Raw genomic sequence first — 18,215 nt, 5'->3', positions numbered from 1 at the left:
AGGAGCAAGTCGCATGGCACTCAAAGGCAGCAAGACCGAGGACAACCTCAAGCACGCCTTCGCGGGCGAGTCGCAGGCCAATCGCCGTTATCTCTACTTCGCCCAGAAAGCGGATGTGGAGGGCTACAACGATGTGTCGGCGGTGTTTCGCTCGACGGCCGAGGGCGAGACCGGGCATGCCCACGGGCACCTGGAATACCTGGAGGTGGTGGGCGATCCGGCCACCGGCCTGCCCATCGGAGACACCGCGCACAACCTCAAGGCCGCCGTCGCCGGGGAGACCTACGAGTACACGGACATGTATCCGGGTATGGCCAAGACGGCCCGCGACGAGGGCTTCGGCGAGATCGCCGACTGGTTCGAGACCCTGGCCAAGGCCGAGCGTTCTCACGCCAACCGCTTCCAGAAGGCCCTGGACACCCTCTAGAACCGGGCCGGGCCCCGCCCCGCGGTGTGAGGGGTGCAGCGGTGCCGACCACCCTGCAAGGTGAGCCGGGCCGCGGGCCCGGCTCGGCATTTCCAGGCCCAGGATACGGACGAGCGGAATGAACATGAGTCAGCGATCCGAGGGCCATCGCGAGGGCAGTCTCGAGGCCCCCACCCGCCATCCGATCCGATGGAAGGAGCCCGGTTTCTACGACGAGGCCGCGCTCAACGCCGAGCTCGCGCGCGTCTTCGACGTCTGCCATGGCTGCCGGCGCTGCGTGAGCCTGTGCAATGCCTTCCCGACCCTCTTCGACCTGGTCGACAACTCGCCGACCTTGGAGGTCGATGGGGTCGATAAGGCGCACTACCCAAGGGTCGTGGAGCAGTGTTATCTCTGCGATCTCTGCTACATGACCAAGTGCCCCTACGTGCCCCCGCATCCTTGGAACATCGATTTCCCGCATCTGATGCTGCGCGCCAAGGCGCATTCTCACCACGCGGGCCGGACTCGGACGCGCGATCGGATCCTCGGCGCCACGGACGTTGTCGGCCGCATCGGCACCATCCCAGTGGTCGCCGCGCTGGCGAATGCGGCTACCCTGAGCCGTCCGGTCCGCCGCCTCATGGACAAGGCCCTGGGCATCCATCCCGACGCCCCCTTGCCGGTGTTCCATAGCCCAACCTTGCGCAAGCAGGAGCGCTGGCGTGTGGGTCCGGCCGCCGCGCCGACCGCCGAGACGACCGGAAAGGTGGTGCTATTCGCCACCTGCTACGGGAACCGCCACGAGCCCCGCATCGGCGAGGACCTCATCGCCGTCTTCGAGCACAACGGGGTCCCGGTGCGCCTCGCCGAAGACGAGGTGTGCTGCGGCATGCCGCGGCTGGAGCAGGGCGATCTCGAAGCCGTCGAGCGCCAGGCACGCCGTAACGTGGCGGCGCTCCTGCCCTGGGTCGAGGCCGGTTGGGACGTCGTCGCCGTCGTCCCGTCCTGCGTGCTCATGTTCAAGAAGGAGCTGCCCCTGTTGTTCCCGGGCGATGGACCCATCGAGCAGGTCGCGGCCCGGTTCTTCGACCCCTGCGAATACCTGGTCCTGCGCCACAAGGCAGGGCGCCTCAAGACCGACTTCAAGCACGCGCTCGGCACGATCGCCTATCACGTCCCTTGTCACCAGCGGGTACAGAACATGGGCCCCAGGACTGCCGAGGTCTTGGCGCTGGTACCGGGCACGAGCATCGATCGCATCGAGCGTTGCTCCGGGCATGACGGTACCTATGGGGTCAAGCGTGAGACCCACGAAATCGCGGTCAAGATCGGTCGGCCGGTGGTGAGCCGCATGGCCGGTGCCGATCGCTGCACGAGCGACTGCCCGCTGGCCGCGAGCCACCTGGAACACGGGCTGTCGGGCGAGATGCCCGTGAGCCACCCGCTATCCCTGTTGCGCTTCGCCTACGGCATCTGAGCCCTACCGGTTCTGAACATAGTGCAGCGACTGACGCGCGCCGATCTCCTGGGCCTCGAGCAATACGCCGTCGAGCGCCCGCGCTTCCGCGCCGAGGTGATGGCGCACAAGCGCAAGCGCATTGTGGGTATCGGGCCGCACGTGAGCCTCCATTTCGAGGACCGGCTCACCGTCCAGTATCAGATCCAGGAGATGCTGCGCGTCGAGCGGATCTTCGAGCGAGAGGCGATCGAGGCTGAGATCGGGACCTACAACCCCCTGATCCCAGACGGCACCAACCTCAAGGCCACCATGATGTTTGAGTACGAGGACCCGGCCGAGCGAAGCCGCGCCCTGGCGCTCTTGATCGGCGTGGAAGACCGGGTATGGCTGCGGGTCGATGGCCATGCCCCGGTATTCGCGATCGCCGATGAGGACCTCCCGCGCGATACCGCGGAAAAGACCTCCTCCGTCCACTTCCTGCGTTTCGAGCTCGATCCGGAGATGCGGGTCGCCCTGAGAGGCGGCGCCGGTCTTTGCGCAGGCATCGACCACGGCGCCTATCGCCATGCGCTCGAACCGATCCCATCCCAGATCCGCGATGCCCTCCTCGCGGACCTCGACTGACCTTATCCGGTGCGGATGCTCGGGGTCCAGCGACCCGTATCCGCGTGAACCGGCGCTACGACGCCTCCGACATCGAGGTCCTCTCAGGCCTCGATCCGGTCCGCAAGCGGCCGGGCATGTTCACCGACACGACCCGTCCCAACCACCTGGTCCAGGAAGTCGTGGACAACAGCGTGGACGAGGCCATCGCGGGCCATGCCAAGCGCATCGAGGTCATTCTCCATAGCGACGCCTCCGTCACCGTCACCGACGACGGCCGGGGCATGCCGGTCGATGTCCATCCCGGGGAGAAGGTCACTGGTGTCGAGGTAATCCTGACGCGCCTGCACGCCGGCGGGAAGTTCACCACCGGAAAGACCTATCGCTTCTCGGGCGGGCTGCACGGCGTCGGCGTGTCGGTGGTGAACGCGCTCTCGCAGCGCCTCGAGGTGTGGGTGCGCCGCGGGGGCCGGGAGTACCACATGGGCTTCGAGGGCGGGGAGAAGAAGACCGAGCTACAGGCCGTGGGCCCGGTCGCCAAACACAATACCGGCACCGCGGTGCGCTTCTGGCCCGACCCGCGCTACTTCGACGCGCCACAGATCGCAATCCCGAGATTGAAACACGTGCTCCGGGCCAAAGCGGTCCTGTGCCCCGGTCTCTCGGTGCGCCTGTTTGACGAAGACAGCCGCGAAGAGATGGAATGGCGTTATGAAGACGGCCTCGCAGGGTATCTCGGCGAGGCCCTCGCCGGCCTGGAGCGCGTCCCCCGCGAGCCTTACACGGGGAGCCTGGAGGGCCCGCACGAGGCGGTGGACTGGGCTTTCGTATGGCTCACCGAGGACGGCGAGACCATCACCGAGAGCTATGTCAACCTGGTCCCCACCCCACTGGGCGGCACGCACGTCAACGGCCTGCGCCAAGGGCTCACGGACGCCGTCCGGGAGTTCTGTGAGTTTCGCGACCTGCTCCCGCGCGGGGTCAAGCTCGCGCCCGAGGATGTCTACGAGCGCTGCGCCTATATCGTCTCGGTCAAGATCGAGGATCCCCAGTTCGCCGGCCAGACCAAGGAGCGGTTGAGCTCGCGCGCCTGCGCGGCCTTCGTCTCCGGGGTGGTGCGCGATGCCCTCTCCCTGTGGCTCCACCAGCATGTCGAGACCGGCGAACGCATTGCCGAGATCGCGATCCTACGCGCCCAGAGCCGGCTGCGCGCCGACAAGAAGGTGGTGCGCAAGAAGATCACCGGTGGCCCGGCGCTGCCCGGCAAGCTCGCCGACTGCACGGCGGAAGGACCGGCCCTCTCCGAGCTGTTCCTCGTCGAGGGCGATTCGGCCGGCGGCTCCGCCAAGCAGGCGCGCGATCGGGAGTTCCAGGCCGTCATGCCCCTGCGCGGCAAGATCCTGAACACCTGGGAGGTCGAGCCTGGCGAGGTCCTAGGCTCCAAAGAGGTCCACGACATCGCCGTCGCGATCGGGGTGGACCCCGGTTCGCAGCGGCTCGAGGGCCTGCGTTACGGCAAGATCTGCATCCTCGCCGACGCCGATTCCGACGGCCGCCACATCGCGACCTTGCTCTGTGCCCTGTTCGTGCGCCACTTTCGGCCGGTAGTCGAAGCCGGGCATGTGCACGTCGCGATGCCGCCGCTCTATCGCATCGATGTCGGCCACGAGGTCTTCTACGCCCTGGACGAAGAGGAGAAGCAGGGGCACCTGGATCGCATCGCCGCCGAGAAGCGCAAGGCCCGGCCCAACGTGCAGCGTTTCAAGGGCCTGGGCGAGATGAATCCGCTGCAACTCCGCGAGACCACCATGGCTCCCGAGACCCGCCGCCTCCTGCAGCTCACCCTCGCCTCGGGCGACGAGACCGACGGCATCCTGGAGATGCTGCTCGCCAAGAAAAAGGCCGCCGAGCGGCGGGTGTGGCTAGAGGAAAAGGGCGATCTGGCGACGGCGGAGTAGCCAGCGGCTGAATGAAACGGAACCCGGAGCTTTTCTGGGCTTAGCGATCTCCGCCACTGCGCCGACCAGTGCCATTGGTGATCACGTGCTCACTACATTGGTCACCGCTACCCTTCGTAAATTCTTAAGGGCGCTCGTGAGAAATGCCGGTACCTACCCAATGGCCTACGGCCCGTTACTTCGGTCGTACAAGAAAGTGCGTCGCTCTTCCGTATAACGACCCTTCGACTCCTTTCAGATCATGTTCTAAATCGATGTTGCTACCGCACGTTGCTACATGAGCGCCAGCACGCGCTCGGCGCGTTCGGCCTAGAATTCGATGCGCATGATGGCGCGAAACGGGTGGATCAATCGCAATGTGCCCGTGCGTCAAAAGGACCTTCTCGGTCTCGCTCGATCTCTACCCCGGCCTCCACTGTCACCGAGCAGTTCTGCACGAAGGGCGTCACGGGGATGACCGTCACGCGGGCGGCCCCCCGGCACCGTACCCCCGTAGATCGGCGTCCACCGGCGCTCAGTGCCGGGTGCGCGAGGGGCGGTCTGTGTGCGGGGGCATGTCCACCAGGAGACCGCGCCGGACGCGCCTGCCGAGCAGCACACAAGCGTTCATGAAGGCCTGCTCGGCCTCGGTGGCGCACCAGTCCCAGTCCGCGGGGCTGCCCGGTGCGCGCGCCCGCCAGTGGGCCATGAGGTAGACGTTCCCCAGCCGGAGCTCGATGGTCCAATCGTGCCAGGTGTCGTCGGCCGCATCGGAATCGGCGTATTCCTGCTGGGCCAGGCGGCAGTGATCGGCGCTCGCCTCATCGGCGACCACCGTCTCCTCGACCACCAGCGCATCGTCGACGCACGACTCCCACCCGGTGTGGACGCTTCCCGCGGAGACGAACACCGTGTTCATGATGGTCTCAGGGGTCAAGGTCACCGCGATGGGGGTATCCCAGGCGGGTGACTCGTCGCTGACGTCGTCGCTCATGATGGGGCCCTGCTTGCTCTGGCACATTACCTTTAAGCACGCCGAAACGCCACCTCATAATCAGCTCGCAGGCGGAGGTGGCGTCGGCCTGCCGATCTCGCCAGTCGCCCGCCGTTAGCAATCGCCCGCGGTTAGCAGTCGTAATACAGGGCGAACTCGTAGGGGTGGGGACGCAGGCGCACCGGATCACACTCCTTGGTGCGCTTGTAGTCGAGCCAGGTGTCGATGACGTCCTGGGTGAACACATTGCCTCGGGTCAGGAACTCATGGTCCTTTTCCAGGGCAGCCAGCGAGGCCTCCAAAGAGGCCGGACAGCTCGGCACCTTCGCGAGCTCCTCGGGGGGCAGGTCGTAGAGGTTCTTGTCGAGCGGCTCGCCCGGGTCGATCTTGTTTTCGATGCCGTCCAGCCCCGCCATCAACATGGCCGCAAAGGCGAGATAGGGGTTGCAGGACGGATCGGGAAACCGCACCTCGATGCGCTTGGCCTTGGGGCTCGGCGAATAGAGCGGTATGCGGACCCCCGCCGATCGATTGCGCGAGGAATAGGCCAGGTTGACGGGCGCCTCGAATCCCGGCACCAGGCGCTTGTAGGAGTTGGTGGTGGGGGCCACGAAGGCGCACAGGGCCGGCGCGTGCTTCAGGATCCCGCCGATGTAATGCAGGCACAGATCGCTGATCCCGGCGTACTTGTTGCCAGCGAACAGCGGCTGCCCGGCCTTCCAGATGCTCTGGTGGGTGTGCATCCCCGAGCCGTTGTCGCCGAAGATGGGTTTGGGCATGAAGGTCACGGTCTTGCCGTAGCGCAGCGCCACGTTCTTGCAGATGTACTTGTAGAGCATCATCTTGTCGGCCATGCGGGTTAAGGAGTCGTAGCGCATGTCGATCTCGGCCTGGCCCGCCGTCGCCACCTCGTGGTGGTGCTTCTCGACCTGGATGCCCGCCTTCTCCATCTCCAGGATCATCTCGGTGCGGATGTCCTGCTGTGAATCGGTGGGCGCGACCGGGAAATACCCCTCCTTGTGGCGGGGCTTGTGCCCGAGGTTGGGACCCTGGTCGCTGCCCGACTCCCAGATCCCCTCCTCCGACTCGACATAGTAAAAGCCGCAATGGGCGTTCTGGTCAAAGCGCACCCCGTCTAAGATGAAGAACTCCGCCTCCGGCCCGAAGTAGGCGACATCCCCGATGCCCGTGCTTTTGAGATAGCTTTCGGCCTTGTCGGCGATGTAGCGCGGGTCGCGTGAATAGCGCTCACGGGTCACCGGGTCCACGATGTTGCAGATCAGGGAGAGGGTCGGCCGTTCCGTGAAGGGGTCGACGATGGCGGTCACCGGGTCGGGCACGACCATCATGTCGCTCGCGTGAATGGCCTGCCATCCGCGGATGCTGGAGCCGTCGAAGCCCAGCCCCTCATCGAAGATGTCGGGTGTCACCTCGCTGATCGGGATCGAGAAGTGCTGCCAGGTGCCCGGAAAGTCCTGGAACTTGAGGTCCACGATCTCGATGTTCTTGCCTTTGATAAGGTCCATCACTTCTTTGGGTGTCATGCAAAGCCCTCCAACGACCGGTCTGGAACGCGCGTGCAATATCGATCCGCCCCTCGCCCCGGGGACGACCTGGTGGAAGCCCCTGAATGAGTTCTGGGGATGATATCGGGGAACGATGGGCGGTACGCGCGATATGGTTCTTGTGTGCCGGCGGAGCCTCACGCCCGCGGCGGGCGTGAGTATAGGTCAATCGGCGACGGTGGCGTTACCCCCCCACCCTAACCCTCCCCCGCTTCGCAGGGGAGGGAACTCGAAACTCTCTCCCCTGTCCGTGCTTTTCGCGGACAAGGGTCGGGGTGGGGGTCAGCCCGCCGCCAACGGAAACGGCGTTCGCCCCACTCTAAACCTCTCCGTGTTTCCGAAGGGGTAGACTTGCAGGGCCTTCTTCTCAAGGACGACCGGGCCCGCGGCGGACCTCGCCGGGGCCAGCCTTCTCGAGTTCCTTGAGACGCTCCCGGAACTCCTTGGTCACGGCACGCGCCTCGCCCTGATCGCGCACCGCCTTGGGAGTCAACAACACCAGCAACTCGGTGCGCCGCAACGTGTCCGAGGTCGAGCCGAAGATGCCCCCGAGCACGGGCATGTCTTTGAGGAAGGGGATCCCGGTCTCGGAATCCGACTTGTTCTCGCCGATGAGCCCTCCGATCACCAGGGTCTCACCGCTCTGCACGGTCACGGAGGTCTCGACTTTCCGCTCAAGAAACGACGGATTCCCCCCCGGAGCACCTGGCGCGGGCGGAATGGGGTCGCTCACCTCCTGGCTCAGGTCGAGCGTAATACGCCCGCTGGCGTTGACGCGCGGCGTGACCTCGAGGATCACGCCGGCCTTCCTGAAGTCGACCGAAGCGAGCACATTGGGGATGTTGTCCACTCCACCCGTGTCCAGCACTGCCTGCTGCTGTCCGGTGGTGATGGGTACGTCGGTGGCCACCTCGATCGTGGCGGTCTGGTTGTCGAGCACCATCAGCGACGGCGAGGACAGCACGTTGAGCTTGCTCTCACTGGCGATGGCGTTGATGACGGCCCTGACCCTGCCACCGTCGGCGAACAACGCATAGGAAAAATTGGGTGCGCCGAGTGCGGCGAGGCCTGCAGCACCCGCCAGGTCGAGCGTCCCCACGGCGGTATCCTCGCGCACGCTGTGCCTGAAGAACCACTCGACCCCGTAGCTCAGATTGTCGTTCAAGGTCACCTCGATCACGCTCGCCTCGATCAAGACCTGGAGGGGCACCACGTCCAGGTTCTTGAGCGCCGTCTCGATCATCTTGTAGTCCTGGGTCCGGGCCAGGATCACGAGCGCGTTGGTGGACTCGTCGGCGATGATCTTGAGGTTCTCGGTCGAGACCACGGACACCGCCGGCTCCTTCGAACCCTTGCCGGTGCGGCGCTTGCCGCCCCCCATCTCCTCACCCCCCAGATCTCCTTCGCGCTCGGAGGTGCGCGGGTCGCCGCTGTCCAGGGTGGTCGGCTCTTCGCCGGGGGCGAGCTCGGCCGCGGGCGGTCCGCCTTCCTTCGTCGCCTCGGCGCCGAAGATCCCGCCGAGGACGGTCGCGAGGTCCGCGGCCTTGCCGTTCTGCACCCGGTACACGAAGAGGCGCGGTCCCACCGCGTCCGCGACTTGGTCCAGGCGCTCGACCCATTCGCGGGCATGTTCCAGGTAATCGGGCCGGGAGGTCACGACCAGGAGGGCGTTGAGGCGCTCCACGGGGACCATGCGCACCACCCCCGAGACCGGGCTGTCCTTGTCCCCGAAGATCTTCTCCATCTCCGCGTGCAGGGTCTTCACCTCGGCGTCCTTGAGCTTGAAGAGACCGACCGACATGCCGTTCAGCCAGTCCACGTCAAAGATCTCCACGAGCTCCATGGTGGATTCGAGCTCCTGCTCTGTCCCCGTCAGGATCAATAAATTGCGCTGCTCGTCTACGATCTGGGGCGCATCCGGGGGCAGGAACGGCTCGATGAGCTTGTGCAGCTCGCGCGCCGAGACAAAGCGCAGCGGCACGACCCGGATCCCATACCCCCGCGCGGCCGCGACGCGCTGCACCGAGGCCGGCGGCGAACCGCGGGTCGCCTGGGCCCCCGGCATGACCTTGTAGAGGCCGTCGGAACGCAGCAGCACGGCCCCGTTCAGGCGCAGCAGGTTCTCGAGGGTGGGCAAGAGCTCGGCGCGTTTGAGCGGCCGGCTGGTCTGGATGGTGACCTGACCGGTCACCTTGGGGTCGATGAAATAGCTCTCCTTGAGGAGGTCGCCGATGACCACCTTGACGACCTCCTGGAGATCGGTGGCCTCGAAGTTGAGCGTGTATTCCCCGCCCGTGTCCGGCGGCCTGGGTGCCACCGCCTTCGGGTTCACGAAGGTCCCGGTGCCGGGGTACATTTCGACGTTCGGACGCGGCGGTTTCTTGTCCTCGTCTTCGAGCGTGATCTCGGTCATCGCCGGCGCGGGGGTCTTGCCGGCCTCGGCCCGCGGGGCGCCGGTGATCGGCCGAGGCGGCGGTGGCTGCGCGCGCTGCGACGCCGTCGTACACGCAGAGAGCGCGACGGCGCCCACGCACAGCACAACCCACCAGCGGGCGGCATTCGTCATTATCCGGCGTGGGACCGGCGGCATGCCGGCCGGCTGGCGTTCGCCACCATCGTTCGCAATCCCCTCCCAGCTACCGAGCCTACCATAACGTGCCGGAAGTAAGAACCCATGGCTCATCATATTAGCCGCGCTTATTGAAGCGGGTTCTGGGTGCCGGGGACGCCCCTCGGGCGTGATTTGACAAGCGCTCGGATCGGGATACCCTAGCCCTCGCGCCCATTCACCTTTATTTAGGCCGCGGGCCACGGCGGACCGCTCGCATGCGTGACGGGTGGCATAACAACGACAAGGCAGACCCCATCTCCCCACGCGGAGGAGCATGAACATACTCTTCATCTACCCCAAGATGCCGTTCGCGTTTTGGTCCATGAGCCAGCTCCTGAAGATGGCCGGCAAGCAGGCGAATTATCCGCCGGTCGGGCTGCTCACGGTGGCCGCCATGTTGCCCTCGGAGTGGAACAAGCGGCTCGTCGATCTGAACCTCGGGCCGCTCGTCGATACCGATCTCGCCTGGGCCGATTATGCCTTCATCGGGGCCATGAACGTCCAGGCCGGCTCGGCCCGAGAGGTGATCGCGAGCTGCCGCCGGGCCGGCGTTAAGGTGGTGGCAGGGGGACCGCTCTTCACCCACGAGCACCAGAACTTCCCCGGGGTCGATCACTTCGTCTTGAACGAGGCCGAGGTGACCCTCCCGCCCTTCGTCGCGGACCTCGAAGCGGGCTGTCCGAAGCCCCTCTATACCTCGTCGGAGCTGGCCGACGTACACCAAACGCCGGTCCCGCTGTGGGAGCTCTGCGATCTCGACCGTTACGGTTTCGCCATCGTCCAGTATTCCCGCGGCTGCCCGTATATGTGCGATTTCTGCGATGTCACCGCCCTCTTCGGCCGCCGCCCGCGGACCAAGACCGCCGCGCAGATGATCGCGGAGCTCGAGGCCCTGGGGGACCTCGACCGCTTCGATCTGGTGGTGTTCGCGGACGATAATCTCATCGGCAACAAGAAACTGCTCAAGTCCGATCTGCTCCCCGCGCTCATCGAGTGGCGCAGAGAGAAACACCCCGCCGTCGGTTTCGCGACGCAGGTCACGATCAACCTGGCCGACGACACCGAGCTCATGGACCTCATGCGCCAGGCCGGTTTCCGGCACATCTTCGTCGGCATCGAGACCCCGGACGAGGTCGGCCTCCTGGCCTGCAAGAAGAGCCAGAACACGCGCCGCAACATGCTCGACAACGTGCGCGCGCTGCACCGGGCCGGCTTCCTGGTCACGGCCGGCTTCATCGTCGGATTCGATACCGACACCCCGACCATCTTCGACCGCCAGATCGAGTTCATCCAAGACAGCGGGATCGTCATCGCGGGGGTCAGCGTGCTCAAGGCCCCCCCGGGCACCGAGCTCTACGAGCGCATGAAGCGCGAGGGTCGTCTGGTCTACGAGTTCGACTTCCACGAGAGCCAGACCAACATCGTGCCCAAGATGGATGCCCGGGTACTCTCGGCGGGCTACAAGAAGGTCCTGCGATCGATATACGCCCCCGAATTCGTCCGCGAGCGCGCCAAGACGATGCTGCTGGATTACCGGCAAAGCCCGATCGCGTCGCACGAGAACGTCGGCGGCTGGACCCTCCCCTTGCTCCGGCGCTACCTCGGGATCGTGGTCCGCATGGTCTACCACATCGGGATCAGGGGCAAAGGCCGGCGAAATTTCTGGGCACTGGTGCGCTGGACCCTCCTCCATCGCCCGAGGCACGTGGACCTGGCCTTCTTCTTCGGGCTATGGATGCACGAGTTTCAGGAGATGTACCGGAGCTACGATGTCTCCGGACACTTCAACATCTACAAGGTTCCCATGGCCCTGTCCAGAGAGTTCGAAGAGTCCAAACGGTTCGAGGCCGTGGCCCTTAAGCGCGCGTGATGACGCGGGGACGAGGGTCCGCTCCAGGCAATCAGCCGGGCAGGGGACCCTCGCGGGCCGTGCCCTTGAGATCCATCAAGCGCCGCACCTGAGCCCGCGCGAAACGGAGGCACAAGAGGGCCCCGGCGCCCCAGATCACCGCCAGGACCAGCGCCGCCCACGGCAGCGGCAATATCTCCCTCAGCAGACCGAGGAGCGCGACGTTTGCAAACCCCAGCGCCAGTAGGCCTCCGAGCGCCGCGACGCAGAGCGCCGCGAGGCCCTTGCCGACCGTGAGGAGCTCCGGCCTGAACAGGGCGGCGAGCCGCCCGACCTCGTCCCGCACCACCACCGCGATGTCGCTCGCGGCCTCGCCCGCGACCTTGCCGATCCGGCCGCTGGCCTCGCGCACCACGCGCGCGATGCGCGCCTGCGGGGAACGCGTCGATTCGGACAGCGAGCCCGCCTGCTGCTCGGTGATGTTGGGCATGGCTACTCCTCCGCTCGTGCTCGGTCTATCTATCGTTCGTTGAGGGCCCCGCGAGCCATTGTGCCCGCTCGGCCTCTGCCAGGCAATCGCTCCCCCGGGAGCGTCTGCCCCCAGGTAGTGCTGGATTGATAGTCCTGGATCCGTGGTCCTGGAATTCGCGTTCGTCGTGGTGTAGATTCGCGGGCAAGATCTCATTGCTTCTGTTTGGCCGGGGAAGCGCCGCGCGCGCGGGAGATATAACCTCGGAGATATCACCGGGTCAACGGTCACTTGGTGGGTGGAGCATCGATGAAAACAAAGATGATGTGGTGTGTCCTGCCGCTCGTTGCGAGCGCTCTCAACGGCTGTAGCGAGATCAACGCGACGCCGGCCGATCCCGCCCTGACACGCTTCGATGGCGTGTGGGACGTCCTCGGCAAGACCGCCGTGTCCCGTCCGGGGGCCGCAGAGGACTGCGGCTACGGGACCGGTACGGGCCGGCTCACGATCAAGGGCTCGACCATTACGGGCGAGCTACGAGACGACTCGGGCTACGGCTACGTGCTGGAAGGGAAGATCGACGCCCGCGGCCGCATGACCGGGGCGTTCACCTACGAGGGCTATGACGCCGCCACCTTCGAGGGCACGCTGGGGGACCGGGCGGGGACGGGGAGCTGGCAGGACATCTATGGGTGTCCCGGCAGTTGGGAGGTCCATAAGGGAAAGGCGGCCGCCGACAACATCGCGTCCCGCCCCTGACCGACACCCATTCCTGCCGCCGAGCGCTCCTTCACCGATGGAACCGAGCACCGTGGAACCGAGCACCGTGCAACCAAGCACCTTGGCCGACCGTCTACAGGACCTCTCGCTCACCGAGCTGATCCGCCTGCAGAACGAGATCTCGCGCCTCCTGTCTCAGCGTTTCGAACGCTCGATGGCGCTGGCGTTCTCCGACATCGTGGGCTCCACCCCCTATTTCGCGCGCTTCGGGGACGAGGCGGGGCGCAAGCTGCAGCAGCGCCACGTCGATCTGGTGGGCCAGATCGCCCGCGGTCAGGGTGGCCGCATCGTCGACACCGCGGGGGACGGGGCCTTCATCTGCTTTCAGGCGGCCGAACAGGCCGTCAGTTCCTTCATCGAGCTGCAGACGGCCTTGGCCCGCGAGAACATCGCGCGCACGCGCGACCACCAGCTCACCGTGCGCGTCGGCCTGCACTACGGCCCGACCTTGACCGACGGGACCATGGTCACCGGGGATTCGGTGAACCTGTGCTCGCGGGTTGCGGGCACCGCCAGCGGTTCCGAGATCCGGCTCACCCGCGCCGCATTCCAGGAGCTGTCGTCCGCGCGCCGTCGCTCCTGCCGTGCGCTCCCGGCGGCGACGGTGAAGGGCGTGTCGCAACCCGTGGAGATCTTCGTGCTCGACTGGCGCGATCGCAGTCTGTTCCCGACCGCCATGTTGGTGGAAGAGAGCGGTGAGGTTCTGAAGATACCCGAGCAGGATGCCGTGACCTGTGGCCGGCTCGCCGAGTTCGAAGGTGCCACGGCCAACGATATCGTGCTGTCTTCTCCAGACTCCCACCAGTTGCAGCGCATCGGGCGGTGGCACTTCGAGTTGCGACGCCGACCCGAGGGCCTATACCTGTATCAGGTATCCGACGGGACCACCGCTATCGACGGCGCCGCGGTATCGAAGGGGGCGTCCGTCCAGATCCGCGCGGGGGCCCGGATCGAGGTCGGCCGGGTCCTGACCCTGAAGCTCCTCCAGGTGGCCAAGGCCTCCAGCGCCGATGACGCCACCATCCTCACCGATAGCCCGCGCTAGCCCCCGGCGCCTCGCGCCCGTTCTCCTTCGGCCGCTGGTGCTCCAGAGGCTGAGGCTGCGGGAGATCCTGAATGTGATCACCGGCTATGTCGCTACCTTCGTGCCCGGTGCACCCGAGCGAGATGAAGGACAGCCAAGCCGTGACGAGCCACCCTCCCGCGAGCACCGCCGGCTGTCGGGTGTGGGTCATGGCGCCGTTGCAGGACCCGCGGGCTCAACCGCCCACGCGCGACATCTCGACCTTGCGGAGCCCCACGGTCTCGGCACTGCGCCGCTCCGAATAGCGATCGGTGCGCCGGTGCCACAGGGCGCCGAGGAGAGCCGCGATATCGTCGTCGCTCGCACCGCTACGCAGGAGGCCGCGCAGGTCGTGGCCGCGGGTCGCGAACAGGCAGGTGTAGAGCTGTCCATCGGCGGTCACCCGCGCGCGGGTACAGGTGCGGCAGAAGGGTTGGGTCACGGAGGCGATGATACCGATCTCGCCGCCGCCATCCCGATAGCGGTAGCGGCTCGCGACCTCCCCGAAATAGGTCGGCGTGAGTGCTTCGAGCGGCCATTCCGACCCGAGGATCGCCAGGATCTCGGGCGCCGGCACCACGTCCTCCAGTCGCCAACTGTTGCTGTGGCCCACGTCCATGTACTCGATGCAGCGCAGGACATGACCGGCGGCTCGGCAGTAACCCGCCATCTCCGGGAGTTCCCGCTCGTTCACGCCGCGCTTGACGACCATGTTGATCTTGATGGGGCTGAACCCGGCCTGCGCGGCCGCGGAGATACCTTCGAGCACCCGCTCCACGGGGAAATCGACGTCGTTCATGGCGCGGAAGACGCCGTCCTCCAGGGCATCCAGGCTCACGCTCAGGCGCGTCAGACCCGCCGATCGGAGTCCCGCGGCCATGCGCCCGAGGAGCGAGCCGTTGGTGGTCAGCGTCACATCCCGTACCCCGTCGATATCGACGAGCCCGGCGATGAGCTTCGGCAGATCCCGACGCAGCAGCGGCTCGCCTCCGGTGACGCGGATCTTGCTCACCCCGAGCCCCGCGAACAGGCGCGAGAGACGCGTGATCTCCTCGAAGGACAGGAGCTCGCGGCGCGGCAGGAACGCCCATTCCCGCCCGAACACCTCCTTGGGCATGCAATAGGGACAGCGGAAGTTGCAGCGGTCCGTGACCGAGATGCGCAGATCGCGCAGCGGGCGTCCGAGGCTATCGGTCAGTGCCATGAGGTCTTCTCGGGGGCGGGGCGCCGGGTGAGTGACCAGGAGCGACCGAGGCTCGCTCTCCCGCTTAGGGAACAGGGAGAGCCGGGCACCACGTCCCCGGCGTGGGTTCCCGCCGAACCCATGGCGTGACTACAGTGGAAAGACTGCTGCCTCATGATTGCTCGCCAACGGAGCGGTTAGTATACCCGGCCGATCGGCCGCGTCGCGATGAGCGGGCCGGTCACCGGCCCACCCGGCTAGATCGGTCCGCTCGAGCCCTCGGGGGCTGCACCGAAGAGCAGATCGACCTTGGCCGCGCAGATGAAGTCGTTCTCCGACAAGCCCGAGATGGCATGGGTGGTATAGCGCACCTCGCACTGCCGGTAGCCGACGATCATCACCGGGTGATGGTCCTCCCGGTGGGCGATGAAGGCCACGGCGTTGGCGAAGGCCAGGGTCTCGTAGTAGTTTCGAAACGGGTAGACCTTGCTGATGGTCCCGCCCGGCTCATCGAGCCGCCAGCCGGGGGTGTCGCGAAGGAGCGCCTGGGCCTCCGCAGCACTGAGCCGGGGTGTGCCGCCTTCACACGGTTTGCAACGCCTTCCGGCAAGCTGGGTCATCGACGCCTCCTGGTGTGGTGTCTTAAAAATACCTATGTATCGCTCTGTTCGGCCTCCCCGCGGTAGACACAGCCGGCATTGCAGGTCTCACGGATCACGATCTGGGTGAGTCCCGGGATCTCGGGTGCGAGCCGCGTCCACACCCAGCGCGCCAGGTTCTCGCTCGTCGGGTTCTCGAGCCCTTGGACCTCGTTCAGGCAATAATGGTCCAAGCGCTCGAAGAGCGGCTGAAACTTCTCCGTGATGTCGCCGAAGTCCATGACCCAGCCGCTCTTGGGGTCGCAATCCCCCCTCACGTACACCCCGATCCGAAACGAGTGCCCGTGCAGCCGTCGGCACTTGTGGCCCACCGGCAGGTTCGGGAGGTAGTGGGCCGCCTCGATCGAAAACTCCTTGAATATCTCCATGCCGGAAGTCTAGCTAAGCCGACTTGAAATCGTAAGCTACCTCGTGTCCCGTCCCTCTGGAAACGAGGACGTCGCGCGCCGCCTCATCCGCCGTGAAGGGGCCTTCGAAAGGGCGCCGGGCGATCTGCTTCGGACACGTGCGATCTGGTGCTTGCCGCGTAGAGAGGCGACGCTCTGCCGGGTGAACGGATTGCCCGGGCCCGAACGCCGGCGCCGTGGCGTCGGGGACCCTGCGGCCGGTAACCGTGGCCCCGAGCGGCGAGGAGAAGGTCATCGAGCGGTACGGGCCGGGAGGGGTGCTGGGCGGATCCAGCTGGTACTCGGCGGGGCGTGGACGACGACCGTCGAGGCAGAATCCCCCTGCCTGCTTTACCGGCTCAGGCGTGTCGTGCTCGATGCGCTCTCGGACCGCGAGGCGAGCTACTGGAGCCGCTGGTATGGATCATCCGGAGCCGCCTAGGGCGCGCGCAGCTGGCCGAGGTGCTCCCGCCTTCTTCGGCCCCTTCGGCGCGCGCGAGATCGAGAACTTGGAGGAGCAGGCGCAGTGGGTGACGGTGCGGCGGGGCGAGGCCCTGTTCCGCCAGGGCGATCCCGCGGACGGTTGGTACATCGTATCGGCGCTCAAGACGCTCACGCGGACGCTCATTCAGAAGAGCATCGTCGCGCAACACGCCTCACAGGCCAGCGGAGGGCGAGCACCCGCTACTTCACCCTCGTCCCGACCGGCCCGAGCGCACCGGCGGCGGCGTTTGCGCGGGCGCTTCGGGAGGAGCTTTCCAAGTCCGGGCCGACGCTGTATCTCAACGCACAGGAGCTTTCCACCCTCGGCGTCCTGCACGATGTGGCTCGCCTGCCCGAGGGCCACCCGCAGTGGCTCCGATTCAGCTCCTGGATGGAGGACGAGGGCCCGCGCGGAAGAGCCCTTTCCGGGATAGGGCCTTTGCCGTTGGACCACCATTCCCCTACGTCCCCCGTGGGAAGCCGTTCCTCCGGCCATAACGAGAACAGGATTTTCCGCTGCTCTTTGGATTACCCACGCCAACCGTGGACCTGTTTAATCCTCAACTTGGCAGGGTGGGACCTGGCCGCAATTCAAGCCCAGCCTTTCAGTTTCTTTAGCAAAGAGGGGCAACTTTGGCATGGGGCGCTTACTTTCAGGATCAAATCACGTTCTGGGACAAGCTGCATATCCTGGGTGGCGGGCGTTACGACTGGGCAAAGACGAGTGGTGGTTGAACAAGTTAGCGACGAAGAAACAAAAAACGGACACCGCTTGTCAAGCCCCCCATTTGGGGGGGTGCGCATAGTTAGCTGATACCGTATGTATTACCAATGCTGCTCGTCTTCCCGATTGGGCTCTGGATCTTATCGTTCGTACCGATGCTTCATTCTCGTCAACCCCAGAGACTCAGCTTGTTCGGCCTCCTGCTCGCGCTTTCCTTGGTGCATGTGAGCCCTTCCGCGCAGGCGCGCATGGAGCCGGGTGGTATCGATCTGGTCGGCGTCGCAGTGGTGTCGGAGCCATCCCACCACCGTGGGGGCGACGATGACGATGACGATGACGATGACGATGACGGTGACGATGACGATAATGACGACGATGACGACGATGACGGCGGCGGCGGACCGCCACCACCGTCACCGCCACCAGCGCCACCGCCGTCACCACCGCCGCCCCCGGCAGGCCTTTCCCTTACCGTGACCGATGCGCCCGACCCGGTGGCCGCTGGCCAGCAGCTCACCTATACCCTCATGATCCGGAACAACGGAGCTAGGCGCGCCACGGGCGTCACGCTCACCGATGAGCTGCCCGCGGGCGTCACGCCCGGGGCGGTCACGACGACCCAAGGCTCTTGCGGAGGCACCGACCCCGTAGGTTGCAACCTCGGCAGGATCGCAAGCGGCGCCCAGGTCACCGTGACCGTCAGGGTCACCCCTACGGCGCCGGGCACGATCACCAATCAGGCCTCGGTCGCCGCGAAGAAGAACGATCCGAATGCGGGGAACAACTCGGTCTCGACCGCTACCACGGTCGTCGACGTGATCCGCACGACGCCGTTGGGTCTGGAGAATCCTCTGCCGGCCGGTTGCGGTTTTGAGAATGGGGAGATCGCCTGTCCTGAGACGGCCTCTTCGAGCTCCATCAGCTTCGATGTCGATATCCCAGCCGGCGCGAGCTTTATCGAGTTCGACTATGCGTTCGCCGACGCCGATGAAGGGGATTACGGGACCGTGTTCCTCGATGTCCCTGCGGCAGTCTCCGAGC

Annotated in this window: 18 protein-coding genes; 10 read left to right on the top strand and 8 right to left on the bottom strand. The window is 65.9% G+C overall.

Annotation, left to right across the window (positions count from 1 at the left end):
* Nucleotides 1-13: 13 nt before the first annotated feature.
* The 4 genes from M3461_10635 to parE all read left to right on the top strand — a co-directional run bounded on the left by M3461_10635 (nucleotide 14) and on the right by parE (nucleotide 4,429).
* Nucleotides 14-427 (top strand): rubrerythrin family protein, encoded by a 414-nt coding sequence (locus tag M3461_10635; protein ID MDQ3774773.1) that lies wholly within the window; start codon nucleotides 14-16, stop codon nucleotides 425-427.
* 124 nt (nucleotides 428-551) lie between these two features.
* On the top strand, nucleotides 552-1,886 hold the full coding sequence (locus M3461_10630) for a heterodisulfide reductase-related iron-sulfur binding cluster (protein MDQ3774772.1): 1,335 nt from the start codon (nucleotides 552-554) through the stop codon (nucleotides 1,884-1,886).
* Nucleotides 1,887-1,904: 18 nt separating this feature from the next.
* Entirely contained in the window at nucleotides 1,905-2,492 is a 588-nt protein-coding gene (locus M3461_10625; protein ID MDQ3774771.1) for a DUF3501 family protein, read from the top strand.
* A 44-nt stretch (nucleotides 2,493-2,536) separates the two neighbouring features.
* On the top strand, nucleotides 2,537-4,429 hold the full coding sequence (parE, locus tag M3461_10620) for a DNA topoisomerase IV subunit B (protein ID MDQ3774770.1): 1,893 nt from the start codon (nucleotides 2,537-2,539) through the stop codon (nucleotides 4,427-4,429).
* Between the two features lie 514 nt (nucleotides 4,430-4,943).
* Here parE and M3461_10615 read toward each other — a convergent pair.
* From M3461_10615 to gspD, 3 genes are all read right to left on the bottom strand, one after another.
* Nucleotides 4,944-5,402, bottom strand: coding sequence for a hypothetical protein (locus M3461_10615; protein ID MDQ3774769.1), 459 nt, complete (start codon nucleotides 5,400-5,402; stop codon nucleotides 4,944-4,946).
* A gap of 131 nt (nucleotides 5,403-5,533) precedes the next feature.
* Nucleotides 5,534-6,946: a type I glutamate--ammonia ligase gene (gene glnA / locus M3461_10610; protein ID MDQ3774768.1), complete on the bottom strand. Its 1,413-nt coding sequence runs from the start codon at nucleotides 6,944-6,946 to the stop codon at nucleotides 5,534-5,536.
* A 388-nt stretch (nucleotides 6,947-7,334) separates the two neighbouring features.
* Nucleotides 7,335-9,533 (bottom strand): type II secretion system secretin GspD, encoded by a 2,199-nt coding sequence (gene gspD, locus M3461_10605; protein ID MDQ3774767.1) that lies wholly within the window; start codon nucleotides 9,531-9,533, stop codon nucleotides 7,335-7,337.
* Between the two features lie 319 nt (nucleotides 9,534-9,852).
* On the opposite strand from gspD, the gene M3461_10600 reads away from it, so the two are divergent.
* Nucleotides 9,853-11,448 carry a B12-binding domain-containing radical SAM protein gene (locus M3461_10600; GenBank protein MDQ3774766.1) on the top strand — a complete coding sequence of 532 codons (1,596 nt, stop codon included), beginning with the start codon at nucleotides 9,853-9,855 and terminating at the stop codon, nucleotides 11,446-11,448.
* A 31-nt stretch (nucleotides 11,449-11,479) separates the two neighbouring features.
* Here the strand turns inward: M3461_10600 and M3461_10595 are convergent, their stop codons facing one another.
* Nucleotides 11,480-11,917 (bottom strand): phage holin family protein, encoded by a 438-nt coding sequence (locus M3461_10595; protein ID MDQ3774765.1) that lies wholly within the window; start codon nucleotides 11,915-11,917, stop codon nucleotides 11,480-11,482.
* A 288-nt stretch (nucleotides 11,918-12,205) separates the two neighbouring features.
* Between M3461_10595 and M3461_10590 the strand changes: the two genes are divergently transcribed.
* Both M3461_10590 and M3461_10585 read left to right on the top strand, forming a co-directional pair.
* A complete protein-coding gene (locus tag M3461_10590) occupies nucleotides 12,206-12,655 on the top strand; it encodes a hypothetical protein (GenBank protein ID MDQ3774764.1) in 450 nt (149 codons plus the stop codon).
* 37 nt (nucleotides 12,656-12,692) lie between these two features.
* Nucleotides 12,693-13,721, top strand: coding sequence for a hypothetical protein (locus tag M3461_10585; GenBank protein ID MDQ3774763.1), 1,029 nt, complete (start codon nucleotides 12,693-12,695; stop codon nucleotides 13,719-13,721).
* Here the strand turns inward: M3461_10585 and M3461_10580 are convergent.
* The 4 genes from M3461_10580 to queD all read right to left on the bottom strand — a co-directional run bounded on the left by M3461_10580 (nucleotide 13,702) and on the right by queD (nucleotide 15,949).
* Entirely contained in the window at nucleotides 13,702-13,911 is a 210-nt protein-coding gene (locus tag M3461_10580) for a hypothetical protein (GenBank protein MDQ3774762.1), read from the bottom strand. The two genes, M3461_10585 and M3461_10580, sit on opposite strands and share 20 nt — an antisense overlap.
* A gap of 24 nt (nucleotides 13,912-13,935) precedes the next feature.
* On the bottom strand, nucleotides 13,936-14,943 hold the full coding sequence (gene moaA / locus M3461_10575; protein ID MDQ3774761.1) for a GTP 3',8-cyclase MoaA: 1,008 nt from the start codon (nucleotides 14,941-14,943) through the stop codon (nucleotides 13,936-13,938).
* 236 nt (nucleotides 14,944-15,179) lie between these two features.
* Nucleotides 15,180-15,542 (bottom strand): 4a-hydroxytetrahydrobiopterin dehydratase, encoded by a 363-nt coding sequence (locus M3461_10570; GenBank protein ID MDQ3774760.1) that lies wholly within the window; start codon nucleotides 15,540-15,542, stop codon nucleotides 15,180-15,182.
* Between the two features lie 32 nt (nucleotides 15,543-15,574).
* On the bottom strand, nucleotides 15,575-15,949 hold the full coding sequence (gene queD, locus M3461_10565; protein MDQ3774759.1) for a 6-carboxytetrahydropterin synthase QueD: 375 nt from the start codon (nucleotides 15,947-15,949) through the stop codon (nucleotides 15,575-15,577).
* A gap of 43 nt (nucleotides 15,950-15,992) precedes the next feature.
* Here queD and M3461_10560 point away from each other — a divergent pair, with 43 nt between their 5' ends.
* The 3 genes from M3461_10560 to M3461_10550 form a co-directional block, all read left to right on the top strand.
* The gene (locus M3461_10560; protein ID MDQ3774758.1) at nucleotides 15,993-16,409 is read left to right on the top strand and encodes a hypothetical protein; all 417 of its coding nucleotides are present in this window, start codon (nucleotides 15,993-15,995) and stop codon (nucleotides 16,407-16,409) included.
* A 674-nt stretch (nucleotides 16,410-17,083) separates the two neighbouring features.
* A complete protein-coding gene (locus tag M3461_10555; protein MDQ3774757.1) occupies nucleotides 17,084-17,185 on the top strand; it encodes a TonB-dependent receptor in 102 nt (33 codons plus the stop codon).
* Between the two features lie 177 nt (nucleotides 17,186-17,362).
* The coding region (locus M3461_10550; GenBank protein MDQ3774756.1) for a DUF11 domain-containing protein at nucleotides 17,363-18,215 on the top strand (853 nt) is incomplete at its 3' end.

The sequence above is a fragment of the Pseudomonadota bacterium genome (assembly GCA_030860485.1).
In the GTDB taxonomy this organism is placed as follows: Bacteria; Pseudomonadota; Gammaproteobacteria; order JACCXJ01; family JACCXJ01; genus JACCXJ01.
The sequence above is the reverse complement of the archived record's forward strand: the minus strand, read 5'-3'. Positions and strand labels throughout refer to the sequence as shown.

Coding starts and splice junctions, on each gene's coding strand:
- M3461_10635 (MDQ3774773.1), top strand. CDS start 14: ATGGCACTCAAAGGCAGCAAGACCGAGGACAACCTCAAGCACGCCTTC.
- M3461_10630 (MDQ3774772.1), top strand. CDS start 552: ATGAGTCAGCGATCCGAGGGCCATCGCGAGGGCAGTCTCGAGGCCCCC.
- M3461_10615 (MDQ3774769.1), bottom strand. CDS start 5,402: ATGAGCGACGACGTCAGCGACGAGTCACCCGCCTGGGATACCCCCATC.
- glnA (MDQ3774768.1), bottom strand. CDS start 6,946: ATGACACCCAAAGAAGTGATGGACCTTATCAAAGGCAAGAACATCGAG.
- gspD (MDQ3774767.1), bottom strand. CDS start 9,533: ATGACGAATGCCGCCCGCTGGTGGGTTGTGCTGTGCGTGGGCGCCGTC.
- M3461_10600 (MDQ3774766.1), top strand. CDS start 9,853: ATGAACATACTCTTCATCTACCCCAAGATGCCGTTCGCGTTTTGGTCC.
- M3461_10595 (MDQ3774765.1), bottom strand. CDS start 11,917: ATGCCCAACATCACCGAGCAGCAGGCGGGCTCGCTGTCCGAATCGACG.
- M3461_10590 (MDQ3774764.1), top strand. CDS start 12,206: ATGAAAACAAAGATGATGTGGTGTGTCCTGCCGCTCGTTGCGAGCGCT.
- M3461_10585 (MDQ3774763.1), top strand. CDS start 12,693: ATGGAACCGAGCACCGTGGAACCGAGCACCGTGCAACCAAGCACCTTG.
- M3461_10580 (MDQ3774762.1), bottom strand. CDS start 13,911: ATGACCCACACCCGACAGCCGGCGGTGCTCGCGGGAGGGTGGCTCGTC.
- moaA (MDQ3774761.1), bottom strand. CDS start 14,943: ATGGCACTGACCGATAGCCTCGGACGCCCGCTGCGCGATCTGCGCATC.
- M3461_10570 (MDQ3774760.1), bottom strand. CDS start 15,542: ATGACCCAGCTTGCCGGAAGGCGTTGCAAACCGTGTGAAGGCGGCACA.
- queD (MDQ3774759.1), bottom strand. CDS start 15,949: ATGGAGATATTCAAGGAGTTTTCGATCGAGGCGGCCCACTACCTCCCG.